Here is a 26,033-nt window from a genome sequence, read left to right on the forward strand (position 1 = left end):
AGCGGCCCGCCAAGGAGCCAGCATGGAAATCCGCCAGCTGAAATACTTCGTCGCCGTGGTCGATGCCGGCAGCCTGTCCCGCGCCGCCCGGGAAGTGCACGTGGCGCAATCGGCCCTGAGCAAGCAGATGTCGGCCCTGGAAGCCGACCTCGGCGCGCAGCTCTTCCATCGCAGCAACAGCGGCATCCGCGTCAACGACGCCGGCAAACTGTTCTACGAATACGCCCAGGGCCTGCTCAAGCACCTGCAGGACGCCCGCGCCGCAATCAGCAGCGAACCCGGCGCCCTAAGCGGCTCCATCGTCGTCGCCCTGCCCCAGAGCGTGGCCAGCACCGTGGCCCTGCCGCTGATCCAGGCCGTGGCCCGCACCTACCCCAAGGTCGAACTGCACCTCAATGAAGAGCTCACCGGCAACCTGGTGGACCAACTGGTGCGGGGCCGGGTCGACATTGCCCTGTTCACCCCCATCGGCCTGCCGCCGCAAGTCAGCTTCAGCCCGCTGCTGGAAGAAGACTTCTACCTGATCCACCGCGCCGACGACCGCCATGCCCCGCCACCGGGCAGCGTCACCCTGGCCGAAGCCGTGGCCCGGCCGCTGGTGTTTCCCAGCCGCGCCCACAGCCACAGCACCCGGGCCTGCGTCGACCAGGCCCTGGAACGCCTGCACTTGCCACCGGCCCAAGTGGCCATGGAGGTCAACTCGGTGCACATCCTCAAGAGCGCGGTGGAGGCCGGCATCGGCCCCAGCATCATGCCGCTGAACCTGGCCCTGCGCGAAGTCGCCGAAGGCCGGCTGGTGGCCCACGCCATCCAGCCCCGGGAAGTCTTCCGCACCCTGGGCATTTGCGTCTGCGAGGCCCTGCCCGGCAGTAACCTGCGCAGCGCCATTGCCAACCTGATCGCCCAGGTGGTGCGCGACATGAGCCGCTCCGGCGAATGGCCCGCCACCCGCCTGCTGCCCGAGGCCTGAACCGCTGTTTCACCCATTGCTTCGACAACAAGAATAAAGAGGCTAGCCATGAACCCACCTTCCCCGCCGCCTGCGTCCCTCGACGACGCAGCCCTGCACTCGGCCTACCGCAAGACCGCCTGGCGCATCATCCCGCTGCTGATTTTGTGTTACCTGGTGGCCTACCTGGACCGGGTCAACGTCGGCTTCGCCAAGCTGCAGATGCTCGACGACCTGAAGTTCAGCGAAGCGGTGTACGGCCTCGGCGCCGGGATCTTCTTCGTCGGCTACCTGCTGTTCGAGATCCCCAGCAACATCGCCCTGCACCGCTTCGGCGCGCGGCGCTGGATCGCACGGATCATGGTCACCTGGGGCCTGCTGTCGGCGGCCATGATGTTCATCGAAACGCCACTGACCTTCTACGTGTTGCGGCTGCTGATCGGCATTGCCGAAGCCGGCTTCTTCCCCGGCATCATCTTCTACCTCACCACCTGGTTCCCCAGCCAGCGCCGCGGGGTGATGACCGCCCTGTTCATCATGGCCCTGCCGATTTCCAACCTGTTCGGCTCACTGATCTCGGGGCTGATCCTGCAACACCTCAACGGCGTCTCCGGCTACGCCGGCTGGCAATGGCTGTTCGTCATCGAAGGCCTGCCCGCCGTGGCCCTCGGCGCCGCGGTGTTCTTCCTCCTGCGCGACCGCATCGCCGACGCCCACTGGCTCAGCCCCGAAGAACGCCACGGCATGCAGGCCGCCATCGACCGCGAAGCTGCCAACAAACAGAGCCACCGCCTGCGCGACGGCCTGCTCAACCCCCAGATCTGGCTACTGGGCGCGGTGTACTTCTGCCTGGTACTGGGCCAATACGTCATCAGCTTCTGGCTGCCCACCATCATCCGCAACAGCGGCGTGCAACAGCCCTGGGCCATCGGCGCCCTCACCGCCCTGCCCTACGCCGCCGCAGCGGTGGCCATGGTCATCGTGGGCCGCAGCTCCGACCGCCACGGCGAGTACCGCTGGCACCTGGCGGTCTGCGCGGGGATTGGTGCGCTAGGCGTGGCGTTTGGCACCTTCTTTGGTGACAACCTGATACTGGCCATGTTCGGCCTGATCGTCGGCACCGCCGCCATGATCAGCAGCCTGCCGGTGTTCTGGGGCTTGCCCACTGCCGTAGTGGGCGGCGCGGCCGCCGCGGCGGGCGTGGCATTGATCAACACCCTGGGCAATGTGGCGGGGTTCTTCAGCACCATCGTGGTGGGCTGGCTGACCCAGGTAACGGGAAACACCCAGACCGCAATGTACTTCATGGCGGCCATCCTGCTGATCGGCGGCGGGCTGGGCTTGATGGTCAACCACGTACGCAAGACGGCACGACTACAAACTGCCTGACGCGCCCCCTGTAGGAGCCGGCTTGCCGGCGAAGGCGTCCACAAGACCGCCCTCGCCGGCACAAATAACACCATCGCCGAGCACCTGAATCAGTCCAGCCACCAGTTCAACAGCGTTTCGTCCTCATCGTCATCGAGGTTTTTATAGACATTGGCGTAGTACCACTGGATCCCGGTTTGCTCGCGGAAGCGATCGAACACCGCGTTGATACGGTCCATGCCATTCCTCGCGGGAACAGTGAATGACAGGTTCCCCTCGAACAGCCCATCCAGGGTTCCGCCCAGTTCACCAGCGACCTCGTTTTCAAGCGCACTGATCACCGCCGGATCAATGTAGTCGGCATAGATCTGAATGCAGAAATTCCCGCCCCGCTTCAGCACTTGCGCCGGCGCATCGGGATTGCGGATGGAAACGATATCGCCCCGCGCCAGGTTCTGCGCCAGGCCCGGTGAGGAGAGCAACTCGTAGGTATCCTCATCGATGCGCCGCGCCAGCAGTTCCTCGCGAACGGCGCCATCGTCATCGGCCATGTACACCTGAATCAGCACAGGAGATTGCTTGTCGTCCATACGGGGCTCCACAGTTTCCACGTTCTACACCGGACCCTTGTTCTGTTACCCAGCGCTTCCATCCCCTGCCTCAGGGCAACGGCTCAAAGCGCCCACTGCCCACATTCCACGCAAACCCCGGCAACGTGCAGTCCTGAAAGCCAATCCGCAGTTGCTCCCCCTCAGCCTGCACCTGCAAGGTATCCACCCCCAGGTTGCGACACCCCGGCGCCGCAACCGCCAGGCTCTGCAACAACTTGCCGGAGGCCTTGTCCATCACCTCCACCGTCGTGATCCGCTGATCATTGCCCGGCATCGGCACCTGGAAATACCAGCGTTTAGTGGAAGCACTCTGCAGCAGCGTGGTGACCGGCTGCGGCCACGAGCGATCCGAATCCACCAGGCCCACCAGCTTCAGCGCAATGGGCAAGGTCTTGCCCGTGCGATAACTGGTCCAGGTGCCGCGCACCTGCTCCTGCTGGCGGGAGTTCATCAAGTCATTGAACTGCAGACGCGCCACCGGCAAGCCCTGCTCGTCCAGCTCATCCATGGCCAGCGTCTTGTTGCTGTAGCTGAAGGTTGGCTTGAGGCGGATCGGCGTGCGATAGCGCTGATAGGCATAGGTGCCCTGGTAGACCGCATTCTGGCTGCCCAGGGTCAAGACAACCGCCTGCTTGCCCACCGTGCCCTCATACACCCCGTGGGACGCCTGCGCCGGCAACAGCCACAGCGCCAACACCAGCACCGCCAGCCCCCGAGCAACATCAAACCCACGCATCAGAAACGCTCCTCGCCCGACGACAGATATTCCAGCCGATCAGGGCTGATCACCCGGTAATAATCCCAACGCCGAGTGCGCTGGTCGTAATTGATGAAGTCCTGCTTGCTGAACTCCATCTGGCCACCGGGGGAAAAGCGCAGATCACCGTCCACCGCGAACTGCTCCAACTGCGGATGACGCAGGTATTCCCGGCGTTCACGGTTATAGAGGTAGTACTGAGTAGGCGAGCACCACAGCCGGCCATCCGACTCCGCCAGGCGATAGCCCTGGGCCTGAAAATCAATCCGCGCCTCGGCCTGGAAATGCCCGAAAGTCAGCGTCCTGGTACCGACCGGTGACAGGCACCACTGCCCACTGATCTCCTGCACCCGCCGCCCGGTGGTGCGGCTCATCACCCGAATACTGTCCACCCGCGCCACCTCCTCCCCGGCCTTGCGCGCGGCATGCACACTGAAATAGAAATCCCGATCGAACACCGGCTGCAGCAACTCCCCCTCAAAAGCGCCCAGCTGACTGTCACCAAAACGCGTCACCCGCTGCAACTGCAACGGCTGCTGCGTGCCCGTGCGCAGATCCACCAGACTGCCCTGCAGCGCCTGCGCCCCCTCGGCGAACGGCTGCAACGACACCGCCGTCGCCGGCAGGGTCGGGTTGTCCATGATGTTGATCAAGAGCGCAGAGCCGGAATGGAAAGGCGTGGACTCCAACGCCATGGGCAGGCGCTCGGACTCGGAAAACCAATAGCCGGACATACCGCCGCCGTATTGGGAATCGTAGGTGAGCGCTAGTTCAACTGGAGTGTCGCCGAGGGTGCCGCGGTAGGTGGTGGTGGGGTTGGCTTGGGCGGTGGGGGTGATTAGCCCGAGGCCGAGCAAGAGTGCTGCGGTCAGGCGGAACAGGAGGTGTGGCAGGTGACGCTGTTGGCCAGCCCTTGTTTGTGAACTGCTGCCAATGGGCTGGGTCATGCCTGCGTTCCTTGCGGTGGGAAAAAGGGGCGCAGGATAGCAAAATCGCTGGGAGGCAGAGGGTATTGCTGATGCAGCTCGCCTCTATGCGGATATGAAATCTTCAGGAAGCTCAGCCTGTCCCTACCCGGAAGAGAGACCATTCCTACAGGGCTGCCATTGCCCCTGATTGACCGCGTCCCTATAGTTTTCTCGTCCGCTGAATGTTGTCAGCGGCAGGGTTTCGCAGCCCAAAAGAAAGAATCAAACAACACAGTCCATGCCAACTCAGGCAAACTTCGCCTGCGTTTCGTTTATGGCAGCTGTGCGTGGGAGACCTCCGGGTCTGCCGGGTTTGTTTCTTTCCTCGGTCTGCGAACCCGCGTACAGCTGCCACCCAGTTGATTCGCAGCAACAGGTGGCGATTTTTCATTTTCTTGGAAGAAACGACACCATGAATACTCAAGATTTATCCGAACGTTTTATCCCCATGACTCCAATCGCCAGCGATGGGCCAGTGCTGTTTATCGACAGCCAAGCGCCGTTGGTGGATTTGCATGCGTGTGCGAGTGAGCGATTGGTGACTGCGCTTGATTATCTGAATCTGATGACTTGCATTACGTTGCGTGATGCGAGCGATAAGGACATTGGTGCCGTCACCAATACCGCTAGGTTGTTGCTTCAGGATGTGCGGGATGTATTGGGGATAATTGAGACCAAGTCGTTTAGCGTTTGATATAAAGCTCAAGAAAGCCGGCCAAAAGCCGGCTTTTTAATACCTCAAATATCTGAAAAATATCATTTTTTATCTTACATCGACATCAGCCCATGCTTCGGCCCATATCCGAACTATGGGCATTCAGACCACATATGATGAGATCTAAGTAGGTTCGCTGACGGGCGCCTGCTTGATTAGCGGCAAAGACAATCCCGTCTTCTCATAAATTCTTGTTCTGAGAGCGAGAACACCCTCAAAAGTAGTACCATCTTGCCACCTCTATGGATTGCAATGGCAAGGTAGCTTGATGACTCTAAACCAGACTCCGGAGCAGATTGCTCGCGACCGTATCGACGCCCAACTCACTGCAGCCGGCTGGGTGGTACAAAAAAAAATTAACTTTAGCTCCGGCGTCGGGATAGCAGTAAGGGAATATCAAACAAGCGTAGGTCCCGCCGACTATGTACTGTTCGTCGATGGCAAACCGGTTGGAGTGATTGAAGCCAAGCGAGAAGAGATTGGCCACAGCATTACTGCTGTGGAGGTTCAGACCCAGGGTTATGCCAATGCCCAGCTGAAATGGATCAAGTCCAATGAGAATCTGCGCTTTCTCTATGAAAGCACCGGCATCATCACCCGCTTCACCGATACCTGCGATCCTAAGCCACGTTCCCGTGAACTGTTCAGCTTTCAGCGCCCAGAAACCCTGCGCGACTTGCTGACCCAGCCATCCACTCTGCGCACACGCCTGCAGGCGATGCCACCACTCAACCCTCAGCAGCTGCCAGCCAGCGAGCTGCAGCTACGGGCCTGCCAAGAGATCGCTGTAAACAGACTGGAAGCCTCTTTTAAGGGCGGAAGACCACGAGCACTGATCCAGATGGCAACAGGCGCCGGCAAGACCTACACCGCTATCACCGCTATTTATCGGCTGCTGAAATACGCTGGCGCCAAACGCATTTTGTTTCTGGTTGACACCAAGAACTTGGGCGAACAGGCCGAACAGGAAATGATGAGCTATCTGCCGATAGACGACAGTCGCAAGTTCACCGAACTGTATCCGGTGCAACGACTGAAATCGCCTCATATCGCCAGCGATAGCCTGGTGTGCATCAGTACTATCCAGCGCATGTATGCCACCCTCAAGGGCGAAGAACTGGAAGATTCGGCTGAAGAGCTTAACCCAGCGGAGCAGATGACCAAGCCCAAAGCACCACTACCGGTGGCATACAACGAAAAAATCCCACCGGAATTCTTTGATTTCATTTTCATCGACGAATGCCATCGCTCTATTTATAACCTTTGGCAACAAGTGCTCGACTACTTCGATGCCAGCCTAATCGGCTTGACCGCCACCCCAGACAACCGCACCTACGGCTTCTTCAACAAAAATGTCGTTAGCGACTACAGTCATGAAAAGGCTGTGGCCGACGGTGTCAACGTCGGGAACGAGGTTTACCTGATTGAAACTGACGTCACTAAGGGTGGTGGACAGCTCAAAGCCGAGCAACTCGTCGAGCATCGGGAGCGCCTAACCCGACGCAAGCGCTGGGAAGCACAGGACGAGGATGAAGCCTACTCGTCAAAACAGCTCAACCGAGACATCGTCAATCCGGACCAGATTCGTACAGTGATTGGCACATTTCGCGACAAGCTCCCTGAAATATTCCCCAATCGTATTGACCAAGATGGCCAGTTCCAGGTGCCTAAGACACTGATATTTGCCATGACCGACAGTCATGCCGACGACATAATCCAGTGCGTACGCGAGGAGTTCGATGAGGGAAATGCCTTCTGCAAGAAGGTGACCTACCGCGCCTCTCAGGATCGGAAGGACGCAGATGGTAACGTCATCGAAAAAGGTGAAGATCCCAAATCGGTGCTGGGCCTTTTTCGCAATTCTTACTATCCGCGCATAGCCGTTACCGTCGATATGATAGCTACCGGCACAGACGTAAAAGCGCTGGAGTGCTTACTCTTTATGCGCGACGTCAAAAGTCGCAACTACTTCGAACAGATGAAGGGGCGCGGCACCCGAACCCTGGATAAGGACGACCTACAAAAGGTTTCTTCCGCAGCCAAAACTGCCAAAACCCACTACGTCATAGTCGATGCAATAGGCGTCACGAAGTCACTGAAGACCGCCAGCCAGCCGCTGATCAGCAAGCCCTCGGTGCCGCTCAAAGATCTGGCCATGGGCGTCATGCTCGGAGCTAGCGACAGCGACAGCGTTAGCTCGTTGGCAGGAAGACTGGCACGGCTGGCCAAACAGCTGGATCCGACCGAACACAAGAAAGTCGAAGCAGCCAGTGGTGGTGTACCGCTGAATACCTTGGTTGGACGCCTGTTCAATGCGATAGACGGCGACGTAGTTGAAGTACGAGCGCTGGAGCTGGCTGGCCAGCCGATAGGCACCGATCCCGGCGATGCCTTCCGCGACCAGGCTCAGGCCGAGCTGGTCAAGCAGGCGGCCAGCATTCTCAATGGTGAATTGATCGAACTTATCGAGCAGATCCGCCGCGACCGGGAACAGAAGGTAGATCACGAAACACTAGATCAAGTCACTTTTGCCGGATGGCAGCAGCAGAGCGCGGAGCAGGCACAAAATCTGAAACAGGATTTCGCCGCCTACCTCAAGGAGCACAAAGAGGAGCTGGAGGCACTGAACATCTACTTCAGTCAGCCGCAACGTCGCCGCGAAGTTACATTCGAGCAGCTGCATGCGGTACTTGAAGCAATCAAGGCAGACCGCCCGCACCTAGCACCACTCAATGTCTGGGAGGCTTACGCCCGGCTGGACAACTACCAGGGTCACTCTCCGCTCAACGAACTCACTGCGCTAGTAGCGCTGATCCGCCTCGTATGTGGACTAGACAATACCCTAATGCCATTCGAAGACACGGTCAGCCGCAACTTCAAGGACTGGATATTCAAGCGCCACTCGGGGGCTGGTGAAAAATTCACCGAACAGCAGATGCAATGGCTGCAGATGATCCGTGGCCATATCGCCGGCTCGATACATATTGACAGCGAAGCGTTAAACTTCGCCCCCTTCGACGCTCATGGCGGGCTGGGCGGGTTCTATGAACAGTTCGGTGATGACTACGAGGCGATGCTAGATGAAATTAATGAGGCGTTGGTGGCGTAATGAGTAAGGCAGAAGGATGCACTCAAGCAGAAGAACATAGTGATTTGCCAACCAATTGGGCCATTGCCCCCTTGGGCGAGGTTTACAACGTGGTTGGCGGCGGCACGCCTTCAACTGAAAAGCCTGAATACTGGGGGGACGGTACCCCATGGGTCACGAGCGCAGATATCCTCGGCGTGCGTGACATCAGGCCCCGTAAGAAAGTAACCGACAAGGGCATAGAGAACAGCACGACTAATAGCGTTCCCAGCAGGACCCTGCTGGTTGTTACTCGTGTGGGCCTCGGAAAAATCGCCATTACTGAAGCACCAACTTGCTTCAGCCAAGATGTTCAAGGCCTGATCCAGAGCCCTGACTTGGTAGTTCCTGAGTACGCACTGCATTTCCTGAGTTATGAACTGCAAATTCTGAAGTTCCAGGGGCGTGGAACTACCATTTCAGGGATCACCAAGAAACAGTTGACCGATCTTGCTTTCCCTCTAGCACCACTTGCTGAGCAAAAGCGAATTGTCGCGAAAATTGAAGAATTGCTATCTGAGTTGGAGAAGGGAGTGGAGTGTTTGTGCACCGCCCAGCAACAGCTCAAGATTTACCGTCAGGCACTGCTCAAGCAAGCTTTCGAAGGAAAACTGACCAGCGACTGGCGAGCGCAAAATTCCGACAAACTTGAATCTGCTGAAATCCTGTTGACGCGTATCCAGCTGGAACGCGAAGTGAGCTACCAAGAGCAGCTCCTTGAGTGGACAGAGGTGCAGAAAATCAAGGAAAAACCCTATAAGTCTGATAGAGAGCCGGCCAAACCCAAGGCGCCGAAGATCTTACCGCCATTGTCTGTCGCTGAGCTATCGGAGTTGCCCGAACTTCCGGAAAGCTGGAAGTGGGTACAGGTTGGAGAGGTTTTTGGTGTGTATGTCGGCTCCACGCCAAGCCGTGGAGATTCGAGCTACTGGGGCGGGGAAATACCTTGGGTTAGCAGTGGTGAAGTGGCTTTTTGTCGAATAAAAGACACGAAGGAAAAAATCACTGAAGCCGGCTACCTCAACGCTTCCACTGAAATACACCCAGCCGGCTCGGTGATGCTGGCTATGATTGGGGAAGGGAAAACCCGTGGGCAGGCTGCAATTTTGGACTTGCCAGCAACCCACAATCAAAATACGGCAGCCATCCGAGTTTCTGAAGCGGGCTGTATGCCAGAGTTCATGTACTTTTATCTCTGTTTTCAGTACGAAATGACCAGAAAGCTTGGCTCTGGAAACAACCAAAAGGCTTTGAACAAGGAGCGAGTTTCAGTAATGAAGTTACCCTTTTGCTCTCTCTCAGAACAGAGAATGCTAGTTCAGTTGCTCGAAGAAAAGCTTTCAGTGGTGGAACAGCTCGAAAAAACCATCACCGACTCTCTGCAACAGGCAAGGGCTCTGCGCCAGTCGATCCTGAAAAAAGCTTTTTCCGGTAAGCTGGCGGATCAGAATAGCGAGGACGAGCCGGCCAATGTACTACTGGAGCGCATCCGATCCGAACGTGCCATCAAGCCAGCCAAGGCCCGCAGCATCAAAGCCAAGGCTTGAATATGTTACACACGGTGATGCATATGAAGAAACAGTTAACGGGTAAGTGCAACGCCCCAGTCGAGGTCCTACTCACTGTTCTAATCGACGATCCACTGCAGAAAAAGACGCCGGTCGGCAACAGGCATATTGCCTGACAGCCACGGGCAGGCATATCTGAACTCCCAGGAATGAATCATCCATGAGCACCCATGCAATTGTCTCCAAGGTCTGGAGTTTCTGTACAACCCTACGCGACGACGGGGTCAGTTACGGAGACTATTTGGAGCAACTGACCTATCTGATCTTCCTCAAAATGGTCGATGAGTACGCCCGCCCACCGTTCATCCGGGATGTCGGCATTCCCGCAGGCTATGATTGGGAAAGCCTGAAAAACAAACGTGGCGCTGAGCTAGAGGTGCATTACGTTACCCTACTGCGAATACTGGGTGGCACGACCGGTATGCTAGGGCAGATCTTCACCAAGGCGCAGAATAAGATCCAAGACCCAGCCAAACTCAGCCGCCTTATCAGCATGATCGACGAAACACGCTGGGTGACCCTAGGTGCGGATGTGAAAGGCGACATCTATGAAGGTCTTTTAGAAAAAAACGCCGAGGACACCAAATCAGGCGCCGGCCAGTACTTCACACCCCGGGCACTGATACGCACCATGGTCGACTGTATACGCCCGGAACCGAATAAGACTATTGCCGACCCAGCTTGCGGTACCGGCGGTTTCTTCCTCGCTGCCTATGACTTCCTCGCTGGCAATCCAGCCCTAACCAAAGACCAGAAGGTTTTCCTCAAGAACGAAACCTTTTACGGCAACGAGATCGTAGCCAGCACCCGCCGCCTTTGCCTGATGAACATGCTACTGCACAATATCGGCGAAATAGATGGCAACAGCTCAGTTTCACCCAACGATGCACTGATTGCCGACAGTGGCCTGCGTGTCGATTATGTTCTAGCCAACCCCCCCTTCGGCAGGAAGAGCTCGATGAGTTTTACCAATGCCGAGGGCGAACAAGAAAAGGACGAACTAACCTACAACCGCCAGGACTTCTGGGCCACCACCTCGAACAAACAACTGAACTTTCTGCAACACATCCATAGCATGCTCAAGACCACCGGCCGCGCTGCAGTGGTATTGCCGGATAACGTGCTGTTCGAAGGTGGTGCGGGTGAATTAGTACGACAGAAGCTTCTGGAGACTACCGAGCTACACACCATACTACGCCTACCGACCGGTATCTTTTATGCTCAGGGCGTGAAGGCCAACGTGCTGTTCTTTGACAACCGCCCGGCTAGCAAAGACACACAAACGAAAGAGGTATGGTTCTACGACTACCGCACCAATATTCACCACACCCTGAAGAAAAAACCTTTGCGCTTCGAGGACATGCAGGACTTTATCACTTGCTACCACCCGCAAAAACGCCACGAGCGCAGCGAGACCTGGAACGAGATTTCCAACCCCGAAGGCCGCTGGCGTAAATACAGCCTCGATCAGATCTTGGCCCGCGACAAGACCAGTCTGGATATCTTCTGGATAAAGGACAAATCTCTATATGACCTGGAAAACTTGCCGGAGCCAGACGAACTGGCCGGCGAGATCATCGAGAATATCGAGGCTGCCTTGGGCAGTTTCCGTGAAATCCTCAAAGGGCTCGGTTAGTCTCAGACGTCTAGCGTAGGTCATCAATCCATGTTCAGCGTCCGCTCCGGCATCAATGCCGAAGAAGCCTTGGTGCATGTGTCGTTGCTGCTGGACTGTGCGGTACAGGTCAGCGATGAAATCACCGAGCGCGCCAGCGGTGTGGAGCGTGGGTTGATTTGGTCGATGATCCATTCGGTGGAGATGGCCAGAGCAGTGGTGGATTCGTTGCTAGATGCCAATAAACCAGCGCAGCCTCGGTAATCGACTAGATACTCAGAAGTCCGAAAAATATGGAAGCGGGGTGAAGGCTGATTTGCCCCGTTTCTGTTAGGCCGCTTTCGCTGGCAAGCCAGCTCCTACAGATGCTGTAGCCCTTCGATATTGCTTAAGCTCTCTCACTGCCCAGCCACGGCCATAGACACGTGGTGAGAGGCAACGCGTCCCTTCCCTGCTCGTCCCGTTTCCTACTCACTAGTGAACTCCCAAACCAGTTGCGAAAAGAATATCCTTACGGCCTCTTACGCTGTTTCGTACAGCGAATCGGGAAACCTACGGATAGCCCCCCGCATGACCTCTGCACCTATCAGCAATCAATCCAACCCTGCTTGGAGCCGCGACGAGCTCGTTCTTGCCCTGAACTTGTACCTCCTTCACCGCAACGGTTTACCCGGGGTGAATCATCCGGATGTTTTGGCGTTATCGCAGTCTCTTAATCTCATCGGCAATGCCACCGGGGTGAGCAAGAATCAGAGCTTTCGCAATGCCAACGGTGTGTGCATGAAGCTCAACAACTTCCGGCGTTGGGACCCGAGCTACACCAACAATGGGCGTACGGGGCTTGCAAAAGGCAATAAGGATGAGCAGTTGGTGTGGCTGGAATTTGCCAATGACCCGGAGCGTCTTGCTGAGGTTGTGGCGGCGATCAATGCCAACGTTCAGACGATTCCAGCTAGCCCTATCGATTTAAGTGCAGCGGATGACCCGGGCTTCTTCGAAGCAGAGGAAGGCAAAGTGCTCACTCGGGTGCATCGGGTACGGGAAAGAGACAAGAAAATCGTTAAGCGCAAAAAGGAAGAGGCACTGAAGCAGCATGGGGCACTGCAGTGTGAGGCGTGTGGTTTTAACTTCAGCCAAACCTATGGTGCAGATGTGGAGGGGGTGATTGACGTCCACCACACTAAACCTCTGCACACGCTCCAGCCGGGCGACAAAACTAAGCTCGCTGATTTGGCGTTGTTGTGTGCCAATTGCCATCGGGTGGTGCATTCGCAACGCAAGTGGCTGAGCGTGGCTGAAGTGAAGGAGCGCTACCAAACAAACCTAAAATCAAATACCCATTAATGATTGTTAAATACCATTTCGCTGACGGCTAACGCCTTCTGGAAAAGAGGACAGCTTAATCGCCCTTGCAAGCTCCAGGGCAGGCCCTACCCCTTATCTGTTACCTGAAAATTAGTTGATTTAAACCAGTTGTCGCTCCGCATGACTTTGATCGCGATGCCAATTTTTCCAGATTGCTTCTTCCTCTTTAAACGACTCTGCACACTCAATTCTTGGACGGCGGGCACGCATATCGTGTTTTTTTGTAGAGAACACATAACGATAAGCGTGCTCCACAATGATTTTTTCTATCTGCATAGCAAACTCAATGGACACTTTCTTTCCACGAGGAGGCATACGCTGACCAAAACTTGTGAACAATAGATGCTTAGGACTTAGAGGAAGCAGGATAAAGCCACTTTCGCCGCCCCATCTTCCTTTAAAGTTATACGGTTTGCTCAACGTATCCAGGCGTATTACAGGATCGTCACTGGTAGACCATTCGAAATCACCAGGTGCAGTGAAAATCGTCCACTTGTGCTTCATCAGCTCAGGCATCACGTTTTGCAGTACATACCGCGTGGCATCCACCCAAAGCTTGCGGCCAATGAGAGTCTTCGCCTGAATCGTACCGCCTGGTCGATCCGAATGGGGCTCAAAGGTCACTTTTACTGGTGCTGAATCGAGTTGCTGCTGAGTAGGAACTTGAATGTCCAGACCGAGGCTGGCTTGGGTTTCCAACTGTTTAAGAGTACGCGGGAGCACCTCGTCTAGTTGGCTTGGAAGATGCTCCTGCTGATACACAAGAAACTCCCTTAGTCGGGCAGGCGTCCGAACATCTTGCGCAGCGAGATACCGTATTAAAAGTTCCCAATCTCGCGGAGTTAAGCGCTGCCCAGTTGTCGCCCTCTCAATGGCAGCTTTAGCCGGAGACTCAAACTCGCTATCCAGCCATCGCTCGAACTCGTCGGTTTCACCTTTGGCGTAGGTGTAGACATAAAGGTGCCGATAGTAAGCAATACCTTTGGGCGTGTACTTTTTCCATTGAGGTACGTTGGGGTTTTGAACCAGCAGTCGATAGGCAAGTACTTTGCCCTCAATCGCCCATTGCTTGAGATACAGCTGTGGAACGTAGTGATTGTCATTGTGTTGCTGGGACATGCAGCCTCCTTGCTGACGCTGGCCTGTGGACTTCAACAAAGCTCGACGTTCTCAGCCGTTTTGGCTATAGGTCATCAATCGGGCGCCGAACTTATTAAAGCGACCACTCGATGTCAATCAAGACGACAACACCTGTACCGGAATGTGAGCCAGTACGTTAGTTAATGCGATGAAGTCGAAAGGTCTAACGCACATTCCTATACAGCATCAGGCGCGCCGTTTCGTGCAGCCCCCTAGTCAATTCCAGCAACCGCTGAAACTCTTCGGGGTGTTGCTGGGCCACGTCGTCGCGTGGGGTGGGTGAGGCCAAATCGTGAAGGGTCGGTCCGCTACCGTCGTGCTGCATCTGCAACAAAAAGTCCTTGGTCACGCCGCCAATCACCGGGAAGATTCCTTCCCTCAACACCAACGGCACCACCCGCTCGCCTTCCGGTGCAGGCTGTTGAATGTCCCGCCCCATGGCGCCATTGGTGAAGGGCATCCCGGCCATGCCGGCCACGGTGGGCAGCAGGTCGGCGAGGCCGACGGCTTCTTCGATCACTCTGGGCTGCAACATCCCCGGGGCATGAATCAGCAGCGGTACGTTGTTGCTTTCCAGCCCCAACTGTTCAAACGCCGGGGCCATGTGGGGGATCTGGCTGATGCGGGTGTTGTGGTCGCCGAAGAACACGAAAATCGTGTTGTCGTAGTAACCGCCCGCTTTGGCGATCTCCATCAGGCGGCCGATGTTGAAGTCCAGCAGGCGCACGGCGTTGTATTGCTCCAGGCTGCGGGAACCGGCGGCCTGGACTTGTTCCAGGGGCAGGTCCTGAGTTTGGAAGCCGTCGTTGTCCTTGGGAATGGTGAACGGGCGGTGGTTGCCGGAGGTTTGCAGGTAGGCGAAGAACGGCTGGTCCTGGGGGATGGCGCGCAGCAGGCGGTCGCTTTCCTTGAACAGGTCGAGGTCGGAGATGCCCCAGACGTCCACCTGGGGCGATTGCCAGTGGCTTTCGTCGTACAGGCGCACGTTGTCGATGCTCTGGCGGATCAGGCCGTTGATGTTGGCCCAGCCGGCGTTGCCGCCGATCAGGTAGAGCCTGTGGTAGTCGCTGAAGGCGTTGATCAGGCTGTGTTGGCGGGTGATCAGGGGCTGGCGGGTGGCGGTCTCTTGGCGGGTGACGTCGGGCACGCCGGTGATGCTGGCCCACACGGTCTTGGCGGTGCCGGTGACCGGGACGTAGAAGTGTTTGAAGAACCAGCTCTGGCGGGCCAGGCGGTCGAGGTTGGGTGTGGGGTTGAGCGGGTTGCCGTAGGCGCCCACGGCGCTGGTGCCGAGGGATTCGAGCATGACGAAGATGACGTTGGGCGGCCGGGGGCGGTCGATGCGGTACGGCTGCACGCCTTGCTGGCGGGTGAAGTTCAGGCGCTGCGGGTCGGGGTTGTCGACGCCGAGGTAACGGGCCAGGGCCGGGTAGTGTTGGCGCACCTGGGCTTCGTCGTACTGGGCCTGGCCGGCCTTGAGGGTGTCGTAGAAGAACAGCAAGGGGTTCAGGCCCAGGGCGGCGATCTGGCTGTTGCCGGAGAAATAGGCGTCGCTCCAGCGCAGGGGCACGGGGTTTTCCAGGTTGAGGTTTTCTACCCGGCCCAGCAGGCCGAGGAACACGGCGGCGATGCCCAGGGCGCTGACGCTGGCCAGGGGCAGCCGGCCCACGGCTTGCGCCGGGCGGTCGAGGGTCAGGCGTTCCAGGCGCAGCAAGGCGTAGCAGCACAGGGCCAGGGCGCTGCCCCAGGCGAGGACGATCCACAGCACCGGGTAGCTTTCCCAGAGCATTTGCCGGGAGATCTGTGCGTCGTCCAGGTAGCGCAGCACGGTGGCGTTGATGCGCACGCCGAGGTAGGCGTAGTGGCCGAAGTCGATGATGTACAGCAGCCCTACCCCGCCCAGTACCAGCAGCAGGTAGGCCCGGGCCAGCCAGCGCAAGGCCGGCAGGCGCAGCAGGTTCCAGCGCGGCAGCCAGGCCAGCAGGGCCAGGGGCAGCAGTATCAGCAGGGTCAGGCGCAGGTCGAAGCGCAGGCCGATGCCGAGGGTCTGGAGGATGGCTTCGCGCTGGTCGGCGGCGCTCAGGTCCACCCCGGAAAAACCCACGGCGAACAGCAGCCGCAGCAGTGCCAGCAAGCCGAATACCAGCCCGATTGCGCCCACGCCGTAGCGCAGGCGGCGTGATTGCAACCCGCCCATCATTGACCTCTGTGTGGTGTTGTCGAAGGCCGCCGCGCGGCCTGTTGGTTTACCCGGCAAGGGGTTGCCCGCGGCTGCGCTGGGCAAAGCGGCGCCACAGCCACAGCAGCAGCCCGCCGCTGCCGGCGATCAGGCAGTAGCCCGCCAGCAACGGGTCCAGCAGGTAGTCCCAGTAGTTTTCCGAGGGCTTGAGGCGCAGGGCAAAGGCCAGGGTCCCGGCTGCCAGCATCAGTACCCCCAGGAGGTTGCGCTGCCACAGCAGCACCAGCGCCGCCAGGCCCATCAGCACGATCATCGGCCGTGGGTTGTAGCCCCAGCGGTAGGGGTCGAGGTAGGTCAGGCCCAGGGTCGCGGGGTACAGGCTCAGGGTCAGGCCGATAAACAGCAGCAAAACCTGCACCCGGTGTTTGGCTGGCAAGGGCGCAATCACCCCCAAGTGCCGCAGGCTGACCCAGCCCAGCAGCACCAGGGTGCTGATGGCCAGATCATCGGTGAAGCTGCGCACATAGGCCGCCAGCGGCAGCTGGTTCAGTGGAATAAAGCTGACCAGCGCCAGCACCGGCAGCAGCCAGGGCCGCCAGGGCGCGGTCAGGCGCAGGCTGCCAAGCAGCACGAAGCCCAGGAGGATAAAACTCAGGTGGGCTTGCCATAGCGACATCATCACAAGCGCTCCGCCAGCCACGCCGCGTTGAAGCTGACGTGCTTGATAAAGGTGTTGTTCCAGGAATAGACCAGGTGGTACAGGCCGTCCGCCCCGCGGCTGAAGTAGGGGTATTCGTACTCGAAGTCGCAGCCCTGGGGCTTGCACACCCGGTAGTCGAGGTTGCTCAAAAAGCGCTGTTCCAGGGGCAGACGCCGGGCGCCGCTGGAGGCACGAAAGCCTTCGCCGATGATGTCCTTGTAGGCCTCGTGGGAAAACGGCTGGCCCAGGGGATCGGGGGACTGGTCCAGTTCCACCAGGGGCCGCCACTGGCTGAGGCCGGCGTCGGTGCCGTACAGACTGAGTTTGAAGCGCCCGTCCTGCAGATCGTTGAGGGCCACCAGCAGGCCCTGGTGGTCGGTGCCCACCGCCGCCAGCGATGAGTTGGGGTTGGACGGTTGCAACGGATAGGGCTCGCTCCAGGTCTGCCCGGCGTCTTCGGTGCGGCTGGCCAGGACCTTGTGGTGGGTGTCGCCGGCGTAGCGCAGCATGGCCACGGCGCGGCGTTCGTCCAGGGGCACGATGGTCGGTTGCAGGGAGTGCTTGCCACGGCTGATGCGGAATTTGTCGATCACCGCGCCATCGGCGCTCAGGTACAGGTACTCGGCGAACTTGCCCATGAACTCGTGGTACACCGGCAGGCCGATCGAGCCGTCGGCATGGAACACCGGCGCGGCGCGCACCAGGGTGCTGATGTTGAAGAACGGCGAGGTCACCAGCTGTCGCGGCGCCGACCAGCTGCGCCCCAGGTCATCGGAAACCATCAGGTTGATGGCGCTGGTGGCCCAGCCGCCCACCGACACCGAAACGTAAAACATCCACAGGCGCTGGTCCGGGCCCAGGGCGATCACCGGGTTGCCGAGCTTGCGGATATAGCGCCCGGTGCCGTCACGGGTCGATTCGCGGGTGGCCAGTACTTGCTCGGCGCCCCACTCGCCGCTCTGGGCGTCAAAGCGTGCGCTGCGCACCTGGACGTCGGCGGCGCCTTCCCGGGAGCCGGCGAACCACACGGCCATCAGGTCGCCGCCGGGCAAGGCGGTCACCGAGGAGGAATGCACGAAGTCATCCAGGTCCGAAGAGACGAAGCGGCTGTTGTATTGCGGCGTGCTGTTGGCTTTAGCCGCATCGCTGCCGACGGCGGCCTGGGCGAACGGCGCCAGTTGGTGAGGCGGATGGCTGCGCCAGGCGGCGATAAAGACGACGGCCAACAGCAGGCTGCCGCAGAGGAAGATCAGGCGAAAGGACAGCGCACGCATACAGGAGCCCGTGGCAAATACAGGGTGGGAACAAGGGAAAAACCATTAGCGCTTATCACTGCCCGGCAAGGGCCGGCGGCGGCCGGTGAGCATCGACAACGGCAGATTGTCGCGCACCTGCAGGCTTTCAAAAATCGCCGCGCACAGGTGCAGCAGCACCAGCCCCACCAGCACATCGGCGCTGGTCTCATGCACTTGCAGCGGCCAGTCGGCGCCCCACAGGGCATCGACCTCTTGCATCAGGAAACCGCTGATGCCGATCAGCAACAGGGCCAGCAGCATCAGCAGCATCACCAAAGCCCCGAGGGGCGAATGCCCCAGGCGATGCTCGGGACGCCCGGCCAGCAGCGAGCGCAGGTGCCGCGCCAGCCGGGCCCGGGTCGGCCAGAAGTCGGACCAGCGCGCACTGCGCGGCCCGACAAATCCCCAGGCTGTGCGCAACAGCAGCCAGGCCATGGCGTAGTAGCCGAGCCAGACGTGCCAGTCGTCACCGGCTTCATTGAAGAAGTAGTTGCCGATAAAGACCCCGGCGATGGACAGGTGAAACAGTCGCACCAGCGGGTCCCACAGCCGCAGGGAAGCGTGCGGCATCAGCCTTTGATCTCGGTCTTCACCGCTTTGCCGGTGACCGGGTCGTGGTAGATCTCGACCTTGCGCTGGTCCTTGTCGAAGCCGTAGATCTCGTAGCAGTTGCCGTCGGTGACCTTGAACTTGCTGATCTGGTAGCCCTGGGCCTTGAGCTGTTCCTGAAAGGCCTTCTGATCCTGCCATTGCGAGCGTTCGGCGGTGGTGCATTGCGGGCCGGCGAGGGCCAGGGGGCTGGCGAGAACCAGGGACAGCAGGAGGATCTTGCGCATGGAAAACGCTCCGGTGATGGGGGAGATTCCACTGTGCAAAACCAAGCTTAGTGAAAGCTTAGTTGGCAACGCGCGGTAACATTTTCCCCGCGAAAAACCCCTGCCGGCCAAGCTTGGCCGGCGTCATCATGCGCCCCTTCCCTGCCCCTCGCCCGACCGAGAACCACCCATGCGCCTGCTGCTTGTCGAAGATGATCGTGCCCTCGGCCAGGGCATTCGCGTGGCCCTGAGCGCCGAAGGCTACACCCTGGACTGGCTGCAGGACGGCGCCAGCGCCCTGCACGCCCTGCGCACGGAAAGCTTCGACCTGTTGCTGCTGGACCTGGGCCTGCCGCGGCTCGACGGCCTGGAGTTGTTGCAGCAATTGCGCGCCGCCCAGCAGGACCTGCCGGTGCTGATCCTCACCGCCCGCGACGGCACTACCGAGCGCATCGCCGGGCTGGATGCCGGGGCCGACGACTACCTGGTCAAGCCCTTCGACGTCGAGGAATTCAAGGCCCGGGTCCGCGCCCTGCTGCGCCGCAGCCAGGGTCGTGCCCAGCCGTTGCTGGAACACGCCGGCATCCGCCTCGACCCGGCCAACCAGCAGGTGCAGTACCACGACGCCGAGGTGGTGCTGACGCCCATGGAATACCAGTTGCTGCACCAGCTGATGGTACGCCCGGGCAAGGTGGTGACCCGCGAGCGCCTATCCCGGGCGCTGTACGGCTGGCAGGACCGGGTCGAGAGCAACACTCTGGAAGTGCTGATCCATAACCTGCGCAAGAAGCTCTGCAGCGAGCTGATCCGCACCGTGCGCGGCGTCGGTTACGTGCTGGCGCTCAAGCCATGAACTCGGTGCGCACGCGGATTCTGCTGCCGGTCCTGGTGCTGGTGCTGCTGGGGGATTTGCTGATCAGCTGGCTGGTGCTGCGCGACAGCCACCACGAAATCGAAGAGGTCTACGACGCCCAGCTGGCCCAGAGCGCGCGCCTGCTGCAAGGGGTGCTGCGCCAGCGCGACCCGGCTCAAAAGCCGGACGCGGCGGACTGGGAGCGCCTGCACCAAGCCTTCGACCAGGCCATGAGCCGGGTCGGCGTGGACGGCGCCGCCCACCCCTATGAAACCCGCCTGACCTTCCAGGTCTGGCGCGACGATGGCCAGTTGCTGATGCGCTCCGCCGAGGCCCCGCTGCTGGAGGCGCCGCCCACCACCCTTGGGGCCCACGACATTCTGGAAAACGGCAAGGACTGGTGCGCCTTCCTGCTGGCCGACCCACAGCAGGGCTTGCTGATCTGGGTCGGCGAGCGCGATGACATCCGCCAGGACCTGATCCAGCGCATCGTCCGCCATACCCTGTGGCCGACCCTGATCGGCGTGCCGCTGCTGGCGTTGCTGGTCTGGCTGACCATCGGCTGGGGCCTGGCGCCGCTGCGGGCCATGGCCCGGGCCATTCGCGGACGCAGCAGCGACACCTTGCAGCCGCTCGGGCTCAAGCCCCTGCCCCAGGACCTGGAGCCAATGCAGACCGCCCTCAACCAGTTGTTGGCCCAGATCGACAGCCTGCTGGAGCGCGAGCGGCGCTTTATCGCCGACGCCGCCCATGAACTGCGCACGCCCCTGGCGATCCTGCGGATTCATGCGCAGAACGCCCAGAGTGCCGGCAGCCCGGAGCAGCGCCGGGAAGCCCTGGATTTTCTGGTGAGCGGCGTCGACCGGGCCACCCGCATCGGCAGCCAGTTGCTGACCATGGCCCGCATCGAACCGCAGCTGAACAGCCCGCGCCTGAGCCGCATCGACCTCAGCGCCCTGGTGCGCGAAGAGCTGGCGGAACTGACGCCCCTGGCCCTGGAGAAAGACGTCGAACTGGTGCTGGAAGGCGACGAAGGCTGCCTGATCGCTACCGACCCGGTGGCCCTGGCCATCGCCCTGCAGAACCTGGTGACCAACGCCCTGAACTTTGCCCCAGCGGGCAGCGAGGTACGGGTCGGCCTGCGACCTCAGGCGGACGGCGCGATGCACCTGTGTGTGGAAGATGCGGGGCCGGGTATCGACGAGCAGCAGCGCGAGCGTTTGCTGGAGCGCTTCTACAGCCAGGGCAACGCCAATGGCGCCGGGCTGGGGCTGGCGATTGTGCAGATGATCGTCAGCAAGATCGGCGGTCGCCTGGAGTTGCGCAATCGGCCTGAGGGCGGGCTGTGTGCGTTGTTGTTGCTGGGGCCGGCGCTTTAGTCGGCGGCGCGAAGGGCCTATCCTGTGCGCCGCTCGGGAATGGGGGCGGCCTTGCGGGCGTATTCGCTGGCAAGCCAGCGCCTACACAAGCACGCCCCCGTAGGAGCCGGCTTGCCGGCGAAAGCATCCGTAAGATCGCCTTCGTCGGCAGCCGACTCCTACAAACGAAATGACAATCAGGGAGACACCCATGGCCATGCCGGAACGGCTGAAACCAACACCCGCCACGCCGAAAATACGTGCGCTGATGAAGGGCTTGCTGAAGCAGATCCTCGACCGCATCTGGGACAACCAGGAACGGGAAAGCCCCGAGATCAGTGCGCTGATCCAGCAGTGGAACAGCCACGCCGGCCGGCCTTTCGAGTTCCACGAATTTCGCGATATGCACAGCCATACCAGCGCGGCGAACTTTCTGCGCACGGCCTTTCATCAGGAGCGCTACGTTGACGACCTGAGCTTCGCCGAGGCCTGCGCCGTGGCGGATTTCATCTGCCAGTGCGAAGGCACGGAGTCTGATACGGACTACGCCCTGAACCTGCTGGAAACCAACTTCCCCGAGGCCAATGCCTCGGACCTGATCTTCTGGCCCAACGAGTGGTTTGGCGATCAAGATATGTTGCATATCGAGCTGAGCTCGGCGCAGATCATCGGTTATCTGATGGCGCAGTCTTCGCGGCAACTGCAGGATGCACCGCCGATCACCTTGCCCTACCCCATTCCACCGCAGCCATAGAGGCCCTCGGGCTGGCCAGCTGCATAAGCACCGCCGTGGCCAGCCACAGGTAAGGGCGTCCAGTTCGCCCCTCGTTCAGCCCTGATCGCCGCCGCCCACCGGCAGCACCGTGCCGGTGATATAGGAGGCTTCGTCGGAGGCCAGGAACAGAATCGCCGCCGCCTGCTCGTCAACGCTGCCGTAGCGGTGCATCAGGCTGCTATCCAGGGTCTGGTCGACGATCTGCTGGTACCAGGCCTGCTCTTCGGTACTGGGCTCGGCGCTGTTGCGCGGAATGCGCCGCGGCGGTGCCTCGGTGCCGCCGGGAGCGGTGGCGTTGACCCGCACGCCGCGGCCGGCGGTTTCAAAAGCCAGGCATGCAGTGAGTGCATTGATGCCGCCCTTGGCCGCGCCGTAGGGCACGCGGTTGAGGCTGCGGGTGGCGATGGAGGAAACATTGACGATGGCGCCGCGGCCCTGCTCCAGCATCTGCGGCAAGGCGGCGTGGCAGCACCACAGGGTGGGGAACAATGAGCGACGCACTTCGGCTTCGATCTGCGCCGGCTCGTAGTGCTCGAAAGGCTTGGCCCAGATGGTGCCGCCAACGTTGTTGATGAGGATGTCGAGGCGGCCGAAGTGGGCGATGGCGGCGGCCATGATCCGGCTGCATTCGCTGTACTGCTCCAGGTCGGCGGTCAGGGCCAGGATCGGGTAGCGGGGGCTGAGTGCAGCGGCCAGTTCGAAGACCAGTTCCGAGCGGTCCACCAGCACCACGCGAGCGCCCTCCTCGGCCAGGCGTTCGGCAACGCGACGGCCGATGCCCTGGGCGGCGCCGGTGACCAGGGCGACTTGGTTGTGGAAACGGTTCATGGAAACCTCGTGAATGCAAAAAGATAGGGAGAACACCACCCAACGTAGGAGCCGGCTTGCCGGCGAAGAGGCCCTCGAGCCTTGCAGCGCTCTTGTGGACGCCTTCGCTGGCAAGTCAGCTCCTACAGCGGCGAGGCGCTCTTCAGGCGGCGCTGGCGGCGAACTTCTCGTAGTAGAAGTTCGCCGGCGCGATGCCCTGCTCGCGGATGAACTGGCTCACCGCCTCCACCATTGGCGGCGGCCCGCACAGGTAGACATCCACATCGCCCTGGTTGAGGTGCGTCGGTTCGATGTGCTGGGTCACGTAGCCCTTGCGCGGGTACTGGCTTTCGGGGTTGGCCACGCAGGCGCTGAAGCTGAACTGCGGGATACGCGCGGCAAAGTCTTCCAGGCGCTCCAGTTCCACCAGGTCGAAGTCGTTGGTCACGCCGTAGATCAAATGCAGGGGGTGTTCGCTACCCTGCTCGGCAATCTTCTCCAGCATGGCGGTGAACGGCGCCAGCCCGGTGCCGCCGGCCAGCAACAGCAGGGGCCGGCGGATGTCCCGCAGGTAGAAGCTGCCCAGGGGCCCGGCCAGGGTCATGCTGTCGCCGGCTTTGGCAAGACCGGTGAGGAAGCTGCTCATCAGGCCGCCGGGCACATTGCGGATCAGGAAGCTGACCTCGCCATCGCGCTGCAGGGAGCTGAAGGAATAGGCGCGGGTCTGCTCGCTGCCAGGCACGCCGAGGTTGACGTACTGCCCCGGCAGGAACGCCAGCTGGTTCAGGGCCTCGCCCTTGATCGACAGGGCGATGGTGCTGTCGGACAACTGGCGCACCGCGCTGATGCTGGCCTGGAAGGTGGCCTGCCCGGCCCGGCAGACCTGGGACGAGGCCGGCACCCGTACCACGCAATCACCGAGGGCGCGCATCTGGCAGGTGAGGACAAAACCCTGCTCGGCCTCGTCGGCGCTCAGGGCGTCTTCGATGTAATCCTCCCCCAGCTCGTAGAGCCCCGCCTCGGCAAAACACTTGCAGGTGCCGCAGGCGCCGTCGCGGCAGTCCAGGGGAACATTGATGCCCTGGCGGTAGGCGGCGTCGGCCACGGTTTCGCCCGGGTTGGCGTTGACGAAACGGGTCACGCCGTCTTCGAAATTGAGTGCGATTTGATGGCTCATGGCGGTCGCCTCAGAGGTGGTAGATATCGACGACCTGACGAACGTAGTCGTTCTTCAGGATGACTTTCTTGGCCAGGATCAGCGGGTTTTCGCCCCGCAGGTCGAGGGTGTAGAAGCTGCAGCCGAAATAGCTGTCCACAGTCTTGTAGCGAAAGCTCAGGGTGTGCCAGTTGAAGCGCAGCTTGCACTGGCCGTCGCCCTGCTCCAGCAGCTCGATATTGCTCAGGTTGTGGGAGGTGCGGGTGTCGGGAATGCTGGCGCTGGAGCGCTCGGTCTTGATGCGGAACACCCGGTCTTCCAGGCCGCTGCGGTTGCCGTACCAGATCAGCGAGATTTCCCGCTGCGGGTCTTCGGTCAACTGATCGCTGTCGTCCCAGGAGGGCATCCAGAAGGTGGCGTCCGGGGCGTAGAGTTCCAGCCAGCTGTCCCAATCCTTGTCGTCCAGGTAGCGGGCTTCGCGGTACAGGAAATCGCGCACGGCGTCGTAGGAAATGGTCATTGCACGGCCTCCACGTCGATCCGGCGAGAGGCTTCAAGCTCCAGGGCCGCGAGCAGGGTTTGCTGCCAGTACTTGTGCTGCATCACGAACAGGCCCTCGTCCTCGGTGCGCACCCCGCTGAGGATCGGTTGCAGGTCGATTTCTTTCGCTGCGTCGTCCGCGCCCTGGACCCAGTGCTCGGCGCCGCGGGACATGTCGTTCCAGGCCGTGGTGCTGCCCTGGTAGCCGAGCTGGCAGGAGCGGAATTCCTCCAGGTCGTCGGGGGTGGCCATGCCGCTGACGTTGAAGAAGTCTTCGTACTGGCGGATGCGCCGGGCCCGGGCTTCGTCGCTCTCGCCCTTGGGGGCGATGCAGTAGATGGTGATTTCGGTGCGGTCCACGGCGATCGGCCGGGCGATGCGGATCTGCGAGCTGAACTGGTCCATCAGGTAGACGTTGGGGTACAGGCACAGGTTGCGCGAGTTCTCGATCATCCAGTCGGCGCGGGCCTGGCCAAAGTCCCGGGCCAGCTCGTCGCGGCGCTCGTAGAGCGGGCGGTCTTCGGGGTTGGACCAGCGGGTCCAGAGCAGCATGTGGCCCTTGTCAAAGGAGTAGAAACCGCCGCCCTGCTTGGCCCAGGTGCCGGCGCTCATGGTGCGGATGTCTTCCCCGGCCTCGCGCTGCTTGCGCTGGTTCTGGGTGGCGGCGTAGTTCCAGTGCACCGAGCTGACGTGGTAGCCGTCGGCGCCGTTCTCGGCGGTGAGCTTCCAGTTGCCTTCGTAGATATAGCTGGAAGAGCCGCGCAGCACTTCCAGGCCGTCGGCGGACTGGTCGACGATCATGTCGATGATCTTCGCCGACTCCCCCAGGTGTTCCACCAGGGGCAGCACGTCGGGGTTGAGGCTGCCGAACAGGAAGCCACGGTAGGACTCAAAGCGCGCGACGCGGGTCAGGTCGTGGGAGCCTTCGCAGTTGAAGCTGGCCGGGTAGCCCGCGGCGGCCGGGTCCTTGACCTTGAGCAGCTTGCCGGTGTTGTTGAAGGTCCAGCCGTGGAACGGGCAGGTGAAGGAGGCCTTGTTGCCGGTCTTGTGCCGGCAAAGCATGGCGCCGCGATGGCTGCAGGCGTTGATGAAGGCGTTGAGCTCGCCGTTCTTGTTGCGCGCGATGAAGATCGATTGCCGGCCCATGGTGGTGCTGTAGTAGTCGTTGGGATTGGGGATCTGGCTTTCGTGGGCCAGGTACAGCCAGTTGCCTTCGAAGATGTGCTGCATCTCCAGGTCGAACAGCCGGGGGTCGGTGAACATCTCCCGCTTGCAGCGGTAGACGCCCTGGTCGGGGTCTTCTTCAAGCAGGGAATGCAGGTATTCGGGTCGCAGGGACATGGCCGCCGCCTCCATTGTTTTTATTCAGGCA

Annotated in this window: 23 protein-coding genes and 1 pseudogene; 11 read left to right on the forward strand and 13 right to left on the reverse strand. The window is 60.4% G+C overall.

Going from position 1 to position 26,033, the window contains the following annotated elements; genetic code table 11:
• Positions 1–22 precede the first annotated feature (22 nt).
• Together BLS75_RS29465 and BLS75_RS29470 are read left to right on the forward strand one after the other, a co-directional pair.
• On the forward strand, positions 23–970 hold the full coding sequence (locus tag BLS75_RS29465) for a LysR family transcriptional regulator (protein WP_072452786.1): 948 nt from the start codon (positions 23–25) through the stop codon (positions 968–970).
• 48 nt (positions 971–1,018) lie between these two features.
• Complete coding sequence (locus BLS75_RS29470) at positions 1,019–2,338, forward strand: MFS transporter (protein WP_072452784.1); 1,320 nt, start codon at positions 1,019–1,021, stop codon at positions 2,336–2,338.
• 89 nt (positions 2,339–2,427) lie between these two features.
• Here BLS75_RS29470 and BLS75_RS29475 read toward each other — a convergent pair whose 3' ends face one another.
• The 3 genes from BLS75_RS29475 to BLS75_RS29485 all read right to left on the reverse strand — a co-directional run bounded on the left by BLS75_RS29475 (position 2,428) and on the right by BLS75_RS29485 (position 4,632).
• Positions 2,428–2,907: a DUF4265 domain-containing protein gene (locus BLS75_RS29475; RefSeq protein ID WP_072452782.1), complete on the reverse strand. Its 480-nt coding sequence runs from the start codon at positions 2,905–2,907 to the stop codon at positions 2,428–2,430.
• 70 nt (positions 2,908–2,977) lie between these two features.
• A complete protein-coding gene (locus BLS75_RS29480) occupies positions 2,978–3,664 on the reverse strand; it encodes a hypothetical protein (protein ID WP_072452780.1) in 687 nt (228 codons plus the stop codon).
• Complete coding sequence (locus tag BLS75_RS29485) at positions 3,664–4,632, reverse strand: hypothetical protein (RefSeq protein ID WP_072452778.1); 969 nt, start codon at positions 4,630–4,632, stop codon at positions 3,664–3,666. The genes BLS75_RS29480 and BLS75_RS29485 overlap by 1 nt, the downstream gene beginning before the upstream one ends.
• A 433-nt stretch (positions 4,633–5,065) precedes the next feature.
• Between BLS75_RS29485 and BLS75_RS29490 the strand changes: the two genes are divergently transcribed.
• The 6 genes and pseudogenes from BLS75_RS29490 (at position 5,066) to BLS75_RS32455 (ending at position 13,022) form a co-directional block, all read left to right on the forward strand.
• Positions 5,066–5,347: a fructose-bisphosphate aldolase gene (locus BLS75_RS29490; RefSeq protein WP_072452776.1), complete on the forward strand. Its 282-nt coding sequence runs from the start codon at positions 5,066–5,068 to the stop codon at positions 5,345–5,347.
• A gap of 289 nt (positions 5,348–5,636) precedes the next feature.
• Positions 5,637–8,477, forward strand: coding sequence for a type I restriction endonuclease subunit R (locus BLS75_RS29495; protein ID WP_176876781.1), 2,841 nt, complete (start codon positions 5,637–5,639; stop codon positions 8,475–8,477).
• Positions 8,477–10,042 carry a restriction endonuclease subunit S gene (locus tag BLS75_RS29500; RefSeq protein WP_072452772.1) on the forward strand — a complete coding sequence of 522 codons (1,566 nt, stop codon included), beginning with the start codon at positions 8,477–8,479 and terminating at the stop codon, positions 10,040–10,042. The genes BLS75_RS29495 and BLS75_RS29500 overlap by 1 nt, the downstream gene beginning before the upstream one ends.
• Before the next feature lie 181 nt (positions 10,043–10,223).
• Complete coding sequence (locus tag BLS75_RS29505) at positions 10,224–11,699, forward strand: class I SAM-dependent DNA methyltransferase (RefSeq protein ID WP_072452770.1); 1,476 nt, start codon at positions 10,224–10,226, stop codon at positions 11,697–11,699.
• A gap of 15 nt (positions 11,700–11,714) precedes the next feature.
• Positions 11,715–11,942, forward strand: a pseudogene (locus BLS75_RS29510) (DUF3077 domain-containing protein); the annotation flags it as partial.
• A 306-nt stretch (positions 11,943–12,248) separates the two neighbouring features.
• Positions 12,249–13,022 (forward strand): HNH endonuclease, encoded by a 774-nt coding sequence (locus tag BLS75_RS32455; RefSeq protein ID WP_176876782.1) that lies wholly within the window; start codon positions 12,249–12,251, stop codon positions 13,020–13,022.
• A gap of 120 nt (positions 13,023–13,142) precedes the next feature.
• On the opposite strand, the gene BLS75_RS29520 is transcribed toward BLS75_RS32455, so the two are convergent.
• The 6 genes from BLS75_RS29520 to BLS75_RS29545 form a co-directional block, all read right to left on the reverse strand.
• Positions 13,143–14,162, reverse strand: a complete 1,020-nt coding sequence (locus BLS75_RS29520; RefSeq protein WP_019095867.1) for a DUF4238 domain-containing protein — start codon at positions 14,160–14,162, stop codon at positions 13,143–13,145.
• A gap of 184 nt (positions 14,163–14,346) precedes the next feature.
• Positions 14,347–16,380 carry an LTA synthase family protein gene (locus BLS75_RS29525; protein ID WP_072452768.1) on the reverse strand — a complete coding sequence of 678 codons (2,034 nt, stop codon included), beginning with the start codon at positions 16,378–16,380 and terminating at the stop codon, positions 14,347–14,349.
• 49 nt (positions 16,381–16,429) lie between these two features.
• Entirely contained in the window at positions 16,430–17,041 is a 612-nt protein-coding gene (locus BLS75_RS29530; RefSeq protein ID WP_072452766.1) for a hypothetical protein, read from the reverse strand.
• Positions 17,041–18,336: a sialidase family protein gene (locus BLS75_RS29535; protein WP_072452764.1), complete on the reverse strand. Its 1,296-nt coding sequence runs from the start codon at positions 18,334–18,336 to the stop codon at positions 17,041–17,043. Before BLS75_RS29535 ends, BLS75_RS29530 begins: the two co-directional genes overlap by 1 nt.
• A 45-nt stretch (positions 18,337–18,381) precedes the next feature.
• Positions 18,382–18,927, reverse strand: coding sequence for a cytochrome b/b6 domain-containing protein (locus tag BLS75_RS29540; protein ID WP_072452762.1), 546 nt, complete (start codon positions 18,925–18,927; stop codon positions 18,382–18,384).
• Positions 18,927–19,193: a PepSY domain-containing protein gene (locus BLS75_RS29545; protein WP_042941807.1), complete on the reverse strand. Its 267-nt coding sequence runs from the start codon at positions 19,191–19,193 to the stop codon at positions 18,927–18,929. The genes BLS75_RS29540 and BLS75_RS29545 overlap by 1 nt, the downstream gene beginning before the upstream one ends.
• Positions 19,194–19,362: 169 nt before the next feature.
• On the opposite strand from BLS75_RS29545, the gene BLS75_RS29550 reads away from it, so the two are divergent.
• The 3 genes from BLS75_RS29550 to BLS75_RS29560 all read left to right on the forward strand — a co-directional run bounded on the left by BLS75_RS29550 (position 19,363) and on the right by BLS75_RS29560 (position 22,137).
• The gene (locus tag BLS75_RS29550) at positions 19,363–20,025 is read left to right on the forward strand and encodes a response regulator (protein ID WP_072452760.1); all 663 of its coding nucleotides are present in this window, start codon (positions 19,363–19,365) and stop codon (positions 20,023–20,025) included.
• Positions 20,022–21,404, forward strand: a complete 1,383-nt coding sequence (locus tag BLS75_RS29555; protein ID WP_072452758.1) for an ATP-binding protein — start codon at positions 20,022–20,024, stop codon at positions 21,402–21,404. The genes BLS75_RS29550 and BLS75_RS29555 overlap by 4 nt, the downstream gene beginning before the upstream one ends.
• Before the next feature lie 190 nt (positions 21,405–21,594).
• Positions 21,595–22,137, forward strand: coding sequence for a hypothetical protein (locus tag BLS75_RS29560; protein WP_072452756.1), 543 nt, complete (start codon positions 21,595–21,597; stop codon positions 22,135–22,137).
• Between the two features lie 75 nt (positions 22,138–22,212).
• On the opposite strand, the gene BLS75_RS29565 is transcribed toward BLS75_RS29560, so the two are convergent.
• The 4 genes from BLS75_RS29565 to benA form a co-directional block, all read right to left on the reverse strand.
• Positions 22,213–22,986 carry a 1,6-dihydroxycyclohexa-2,4-diene-1-carboxylate dehydrogenase gene (locus tag BLS75_RS29565; RefSeq protein WP_072452754.1) on the reverse strand — a complete coding sequence of 258 codons (774 nt, stop codon included), beginning with the start codon at positions 22,984–22,986 and terminating at the stop codon, positions 22,213–22,215.
• 142 nt (positions 22,987–23,128) lie between these two features.
• Positions 23,129–24,142, reverse strand: a complete 1,014-nt coding sequence (benC, locus tag BLS75_RS29570) for a benzoate 1,2-dioxygenase electron transfer component BenC (protein ID WP_072452752.1) — start codon at positions 24,140–24,142, stop codon at positions 23,129–23,131.
• 10 nt (positions 24,143–24,152) lie between these two features.
• Positions 24,153–24,641, reverse strand: coding sequence for a benzoate 1,2-dioxygenase small subunit (benB, locus tag BLS75_RS29575; protein WP_011062145.1), 489 nt, complete (start codon positions 24,639–24,641; stop codon positions 24,153–24,155).
• Positions 24,638–26,002 (reverse strand): benzoate 1,2-dioxygenase large subunit, encoded by a 1,365-nt coding sequence (benA, locus tag BLS75_RS29580; protein ID WP_072452750.1) that lies wholly within the window; start codon positions 26,000–26,002, stop codon positions 24,638–24,640. Before benA ends, benB begins: the two co-directional genes overlap by 4 nt.
• Positions 26,003–26,033 lie beyond the last annotated feature (31 nt).

The organism is Pseudomonas sp. NFPP12, from assembly GCF_900103205.1.
GTDB classification, from domain to species: Bacteria; Pseudomonadota; Gammaproteobacteria; order Pseudomonadales; family Pseudomonadaceae; genus Aquipseudomonas; species Aquipseudomonas protegens.

What these genes read in the sequence shown, in the direction of transcription:
- BLS75_RS29530 (WP_072452766.1), bottom strand. Translation starts at nt 17,041, where the DNA reads ATGATGTCGCTATGGCAAGCCCACCTGAGTTTTATCCTCCTGGGCTTC.
- BLS75_RS29545 (WP_042941807.1), bottom strand. Translation starts at nt 19,193, where the DNA reads ATGCGCAAGATCCTCCTGCTGTCCCTGGTTCTCGCCAGCCCCCTGGCC.
- BLS75_RS29550 (WP_072452760.1), top strand. Translation starts at nt 19,363, where the DNA reads ATGCGCCTGCTGCTTGTCGAAGATGATCGTGCCCTCGGCCAGGGCATT.
- BLS75_RS29505 (WP_072452770.1), top strand. Translation starts at nt 10,224, where the DNA reads ATGAGCACCCATGCAATTGTCTCCAAGGTCTGGAGTTTCTGTACAACC.
- benB (WP_011062145.1), bottom strand. Translation starts at nt 24,641, where the DNA reads ATGACCATTTCCTACGACGCCGTGCGCGATTTCCTGTACCGCGAAGCC.
- BLS75_RS29565 (WP_072452754.1), bottom strand. Translation starts at nt 22,986, where the DNA reads ATGAACCGTTTCCACAACCAAGTCGCCCTGGTCACCGGCGCCGCCCAG.
- benA (WP_072452750.1), bottom strand. Translation starts at nt 26,002, where the DNA reads ATGTCCCTGCGACCCGAATACCTGCATTCCCTGCTTGAAGAAGACCCC.
- BLS75_RS29500 (WP_072452772.1), top strand. Translation starts at nt 8,477, where the DNA reads ATGAGTAAGGCAGAAGGATGCACTCAAGCAGAAGAACATAGTGATTTG.
- BLS75_RS29495 (WP_176876781.1), top strand. Translation starts at nt 5,637, where the DNA reads ATGACTCTAAACCAGACTCCGGAGCAGATTGCTCGCGACCGTATCGAC.
- BLS75_RS32455 (WP_176876782.1), top strand. Translation starts at nt 12,249, where the DNA reads ATGACCTCTGCACCTATCAGCAATCAATCCAACCCTGCTTGGAGCCGC.
- BLS75_RS29475 (WP_072452782.1), bottom strand. Translation starts at nt 2,907, where the DNA reads ATGGACGACAAGCAATCTCCTGTGCTGATTCAGGTGTACATGGCCGAT.
- benC (WP_072452752.1), bottom strand. Translation starts at nt 24,142, where the DNA reads ATGAGCCATCAAATCGCACTCAATTTCGAAGACGGCGTGACCCGTTTC.
- BLS75_RS29540 (WP_072452762.1), bottom strand. Translation starts at nt 18,927, where the DNA reads ATGCCGCACGCTTCCCTGCGGCTGTGGGACCCGCTGGTGCGACTGTTT.
- BLS75_RS29485 (WP_072452778.1), bottom strand. Translation starts at nt 4,632, where the DNA reads ATGACCCAGCCCATTGGCAGCAGTTCACAAACAAGGGCTGGCCAACAG.
- BLS75_RS29480 (WP_072452780.1), bottom strand. Translation starts at nt 3,664, where the DNA reads ATGCGTGGGTTTGATGTTGCTCGGGGGCTGGCGGTGCTGGTGTTGGCG.
- BLS75_RS29560 (WP_072452756.1), top strand. Translation starts at nt 21,595, where the DNA reads ATGGCCATGCCGGAACGGCTGAAACCAACACCCGCCACGCCGAAAATA.
- BLS75_RS29525 (WP_072452768.1), bottom strand. Translation starts at nt 16,380, where the DNA reads ATGGGCGGGTTGCAATCACGCCGCCTGCGCTACGGCGTGGGCGCAATC.
- BLS75_RS29490 (WP_072452776.1), top strand. Translation starts at nt 5,066, where the DNA reads ATGAATACTCAAGATTTATCCGAACGTTTTATCCCCATGACTCCAATC.
- BLS75_RS29470 (WP_072452784.1), top strand. Translation starts at nt 1,019, where the DNA reads ATGAACCCACCTTCCCCGCCGCCTGCGTCCCTCGACGACGCAGCCCTG.
- BLS75_RS29465 (WP_072452786.1), top strand. Translation starts at nt 23, where the DNA reads ATGGAAATCCGCCAGCTGAAATACTTCGTCGCCGTGGTCGATGCCGGC.
- BLS75_RS29520 (WP_019095867.1), bottom strand. Translation starts at nt 14,162, where the DNA reads ATGTCCCAGCAACACAATGACAATCACTACGTTCCACAGCTGTATCTC.
- BLS75_RS29535 (WP_072452764.1), bottom strand. Translation starts at nt 18,336, where the DNA reads ATGCGTGCGCTGTCCTTTCGCCTGATCTTCCTCTGCGGCAGCCTGCTG.
- BLS75_RS29555 (WP_072452758.1), top strand. Translation starts at nt 20,022, where the DNA reads ATGAACTCGGTGCGCACGCGGATTCTGCTGCCGGTCCTGGTGCTGGTG.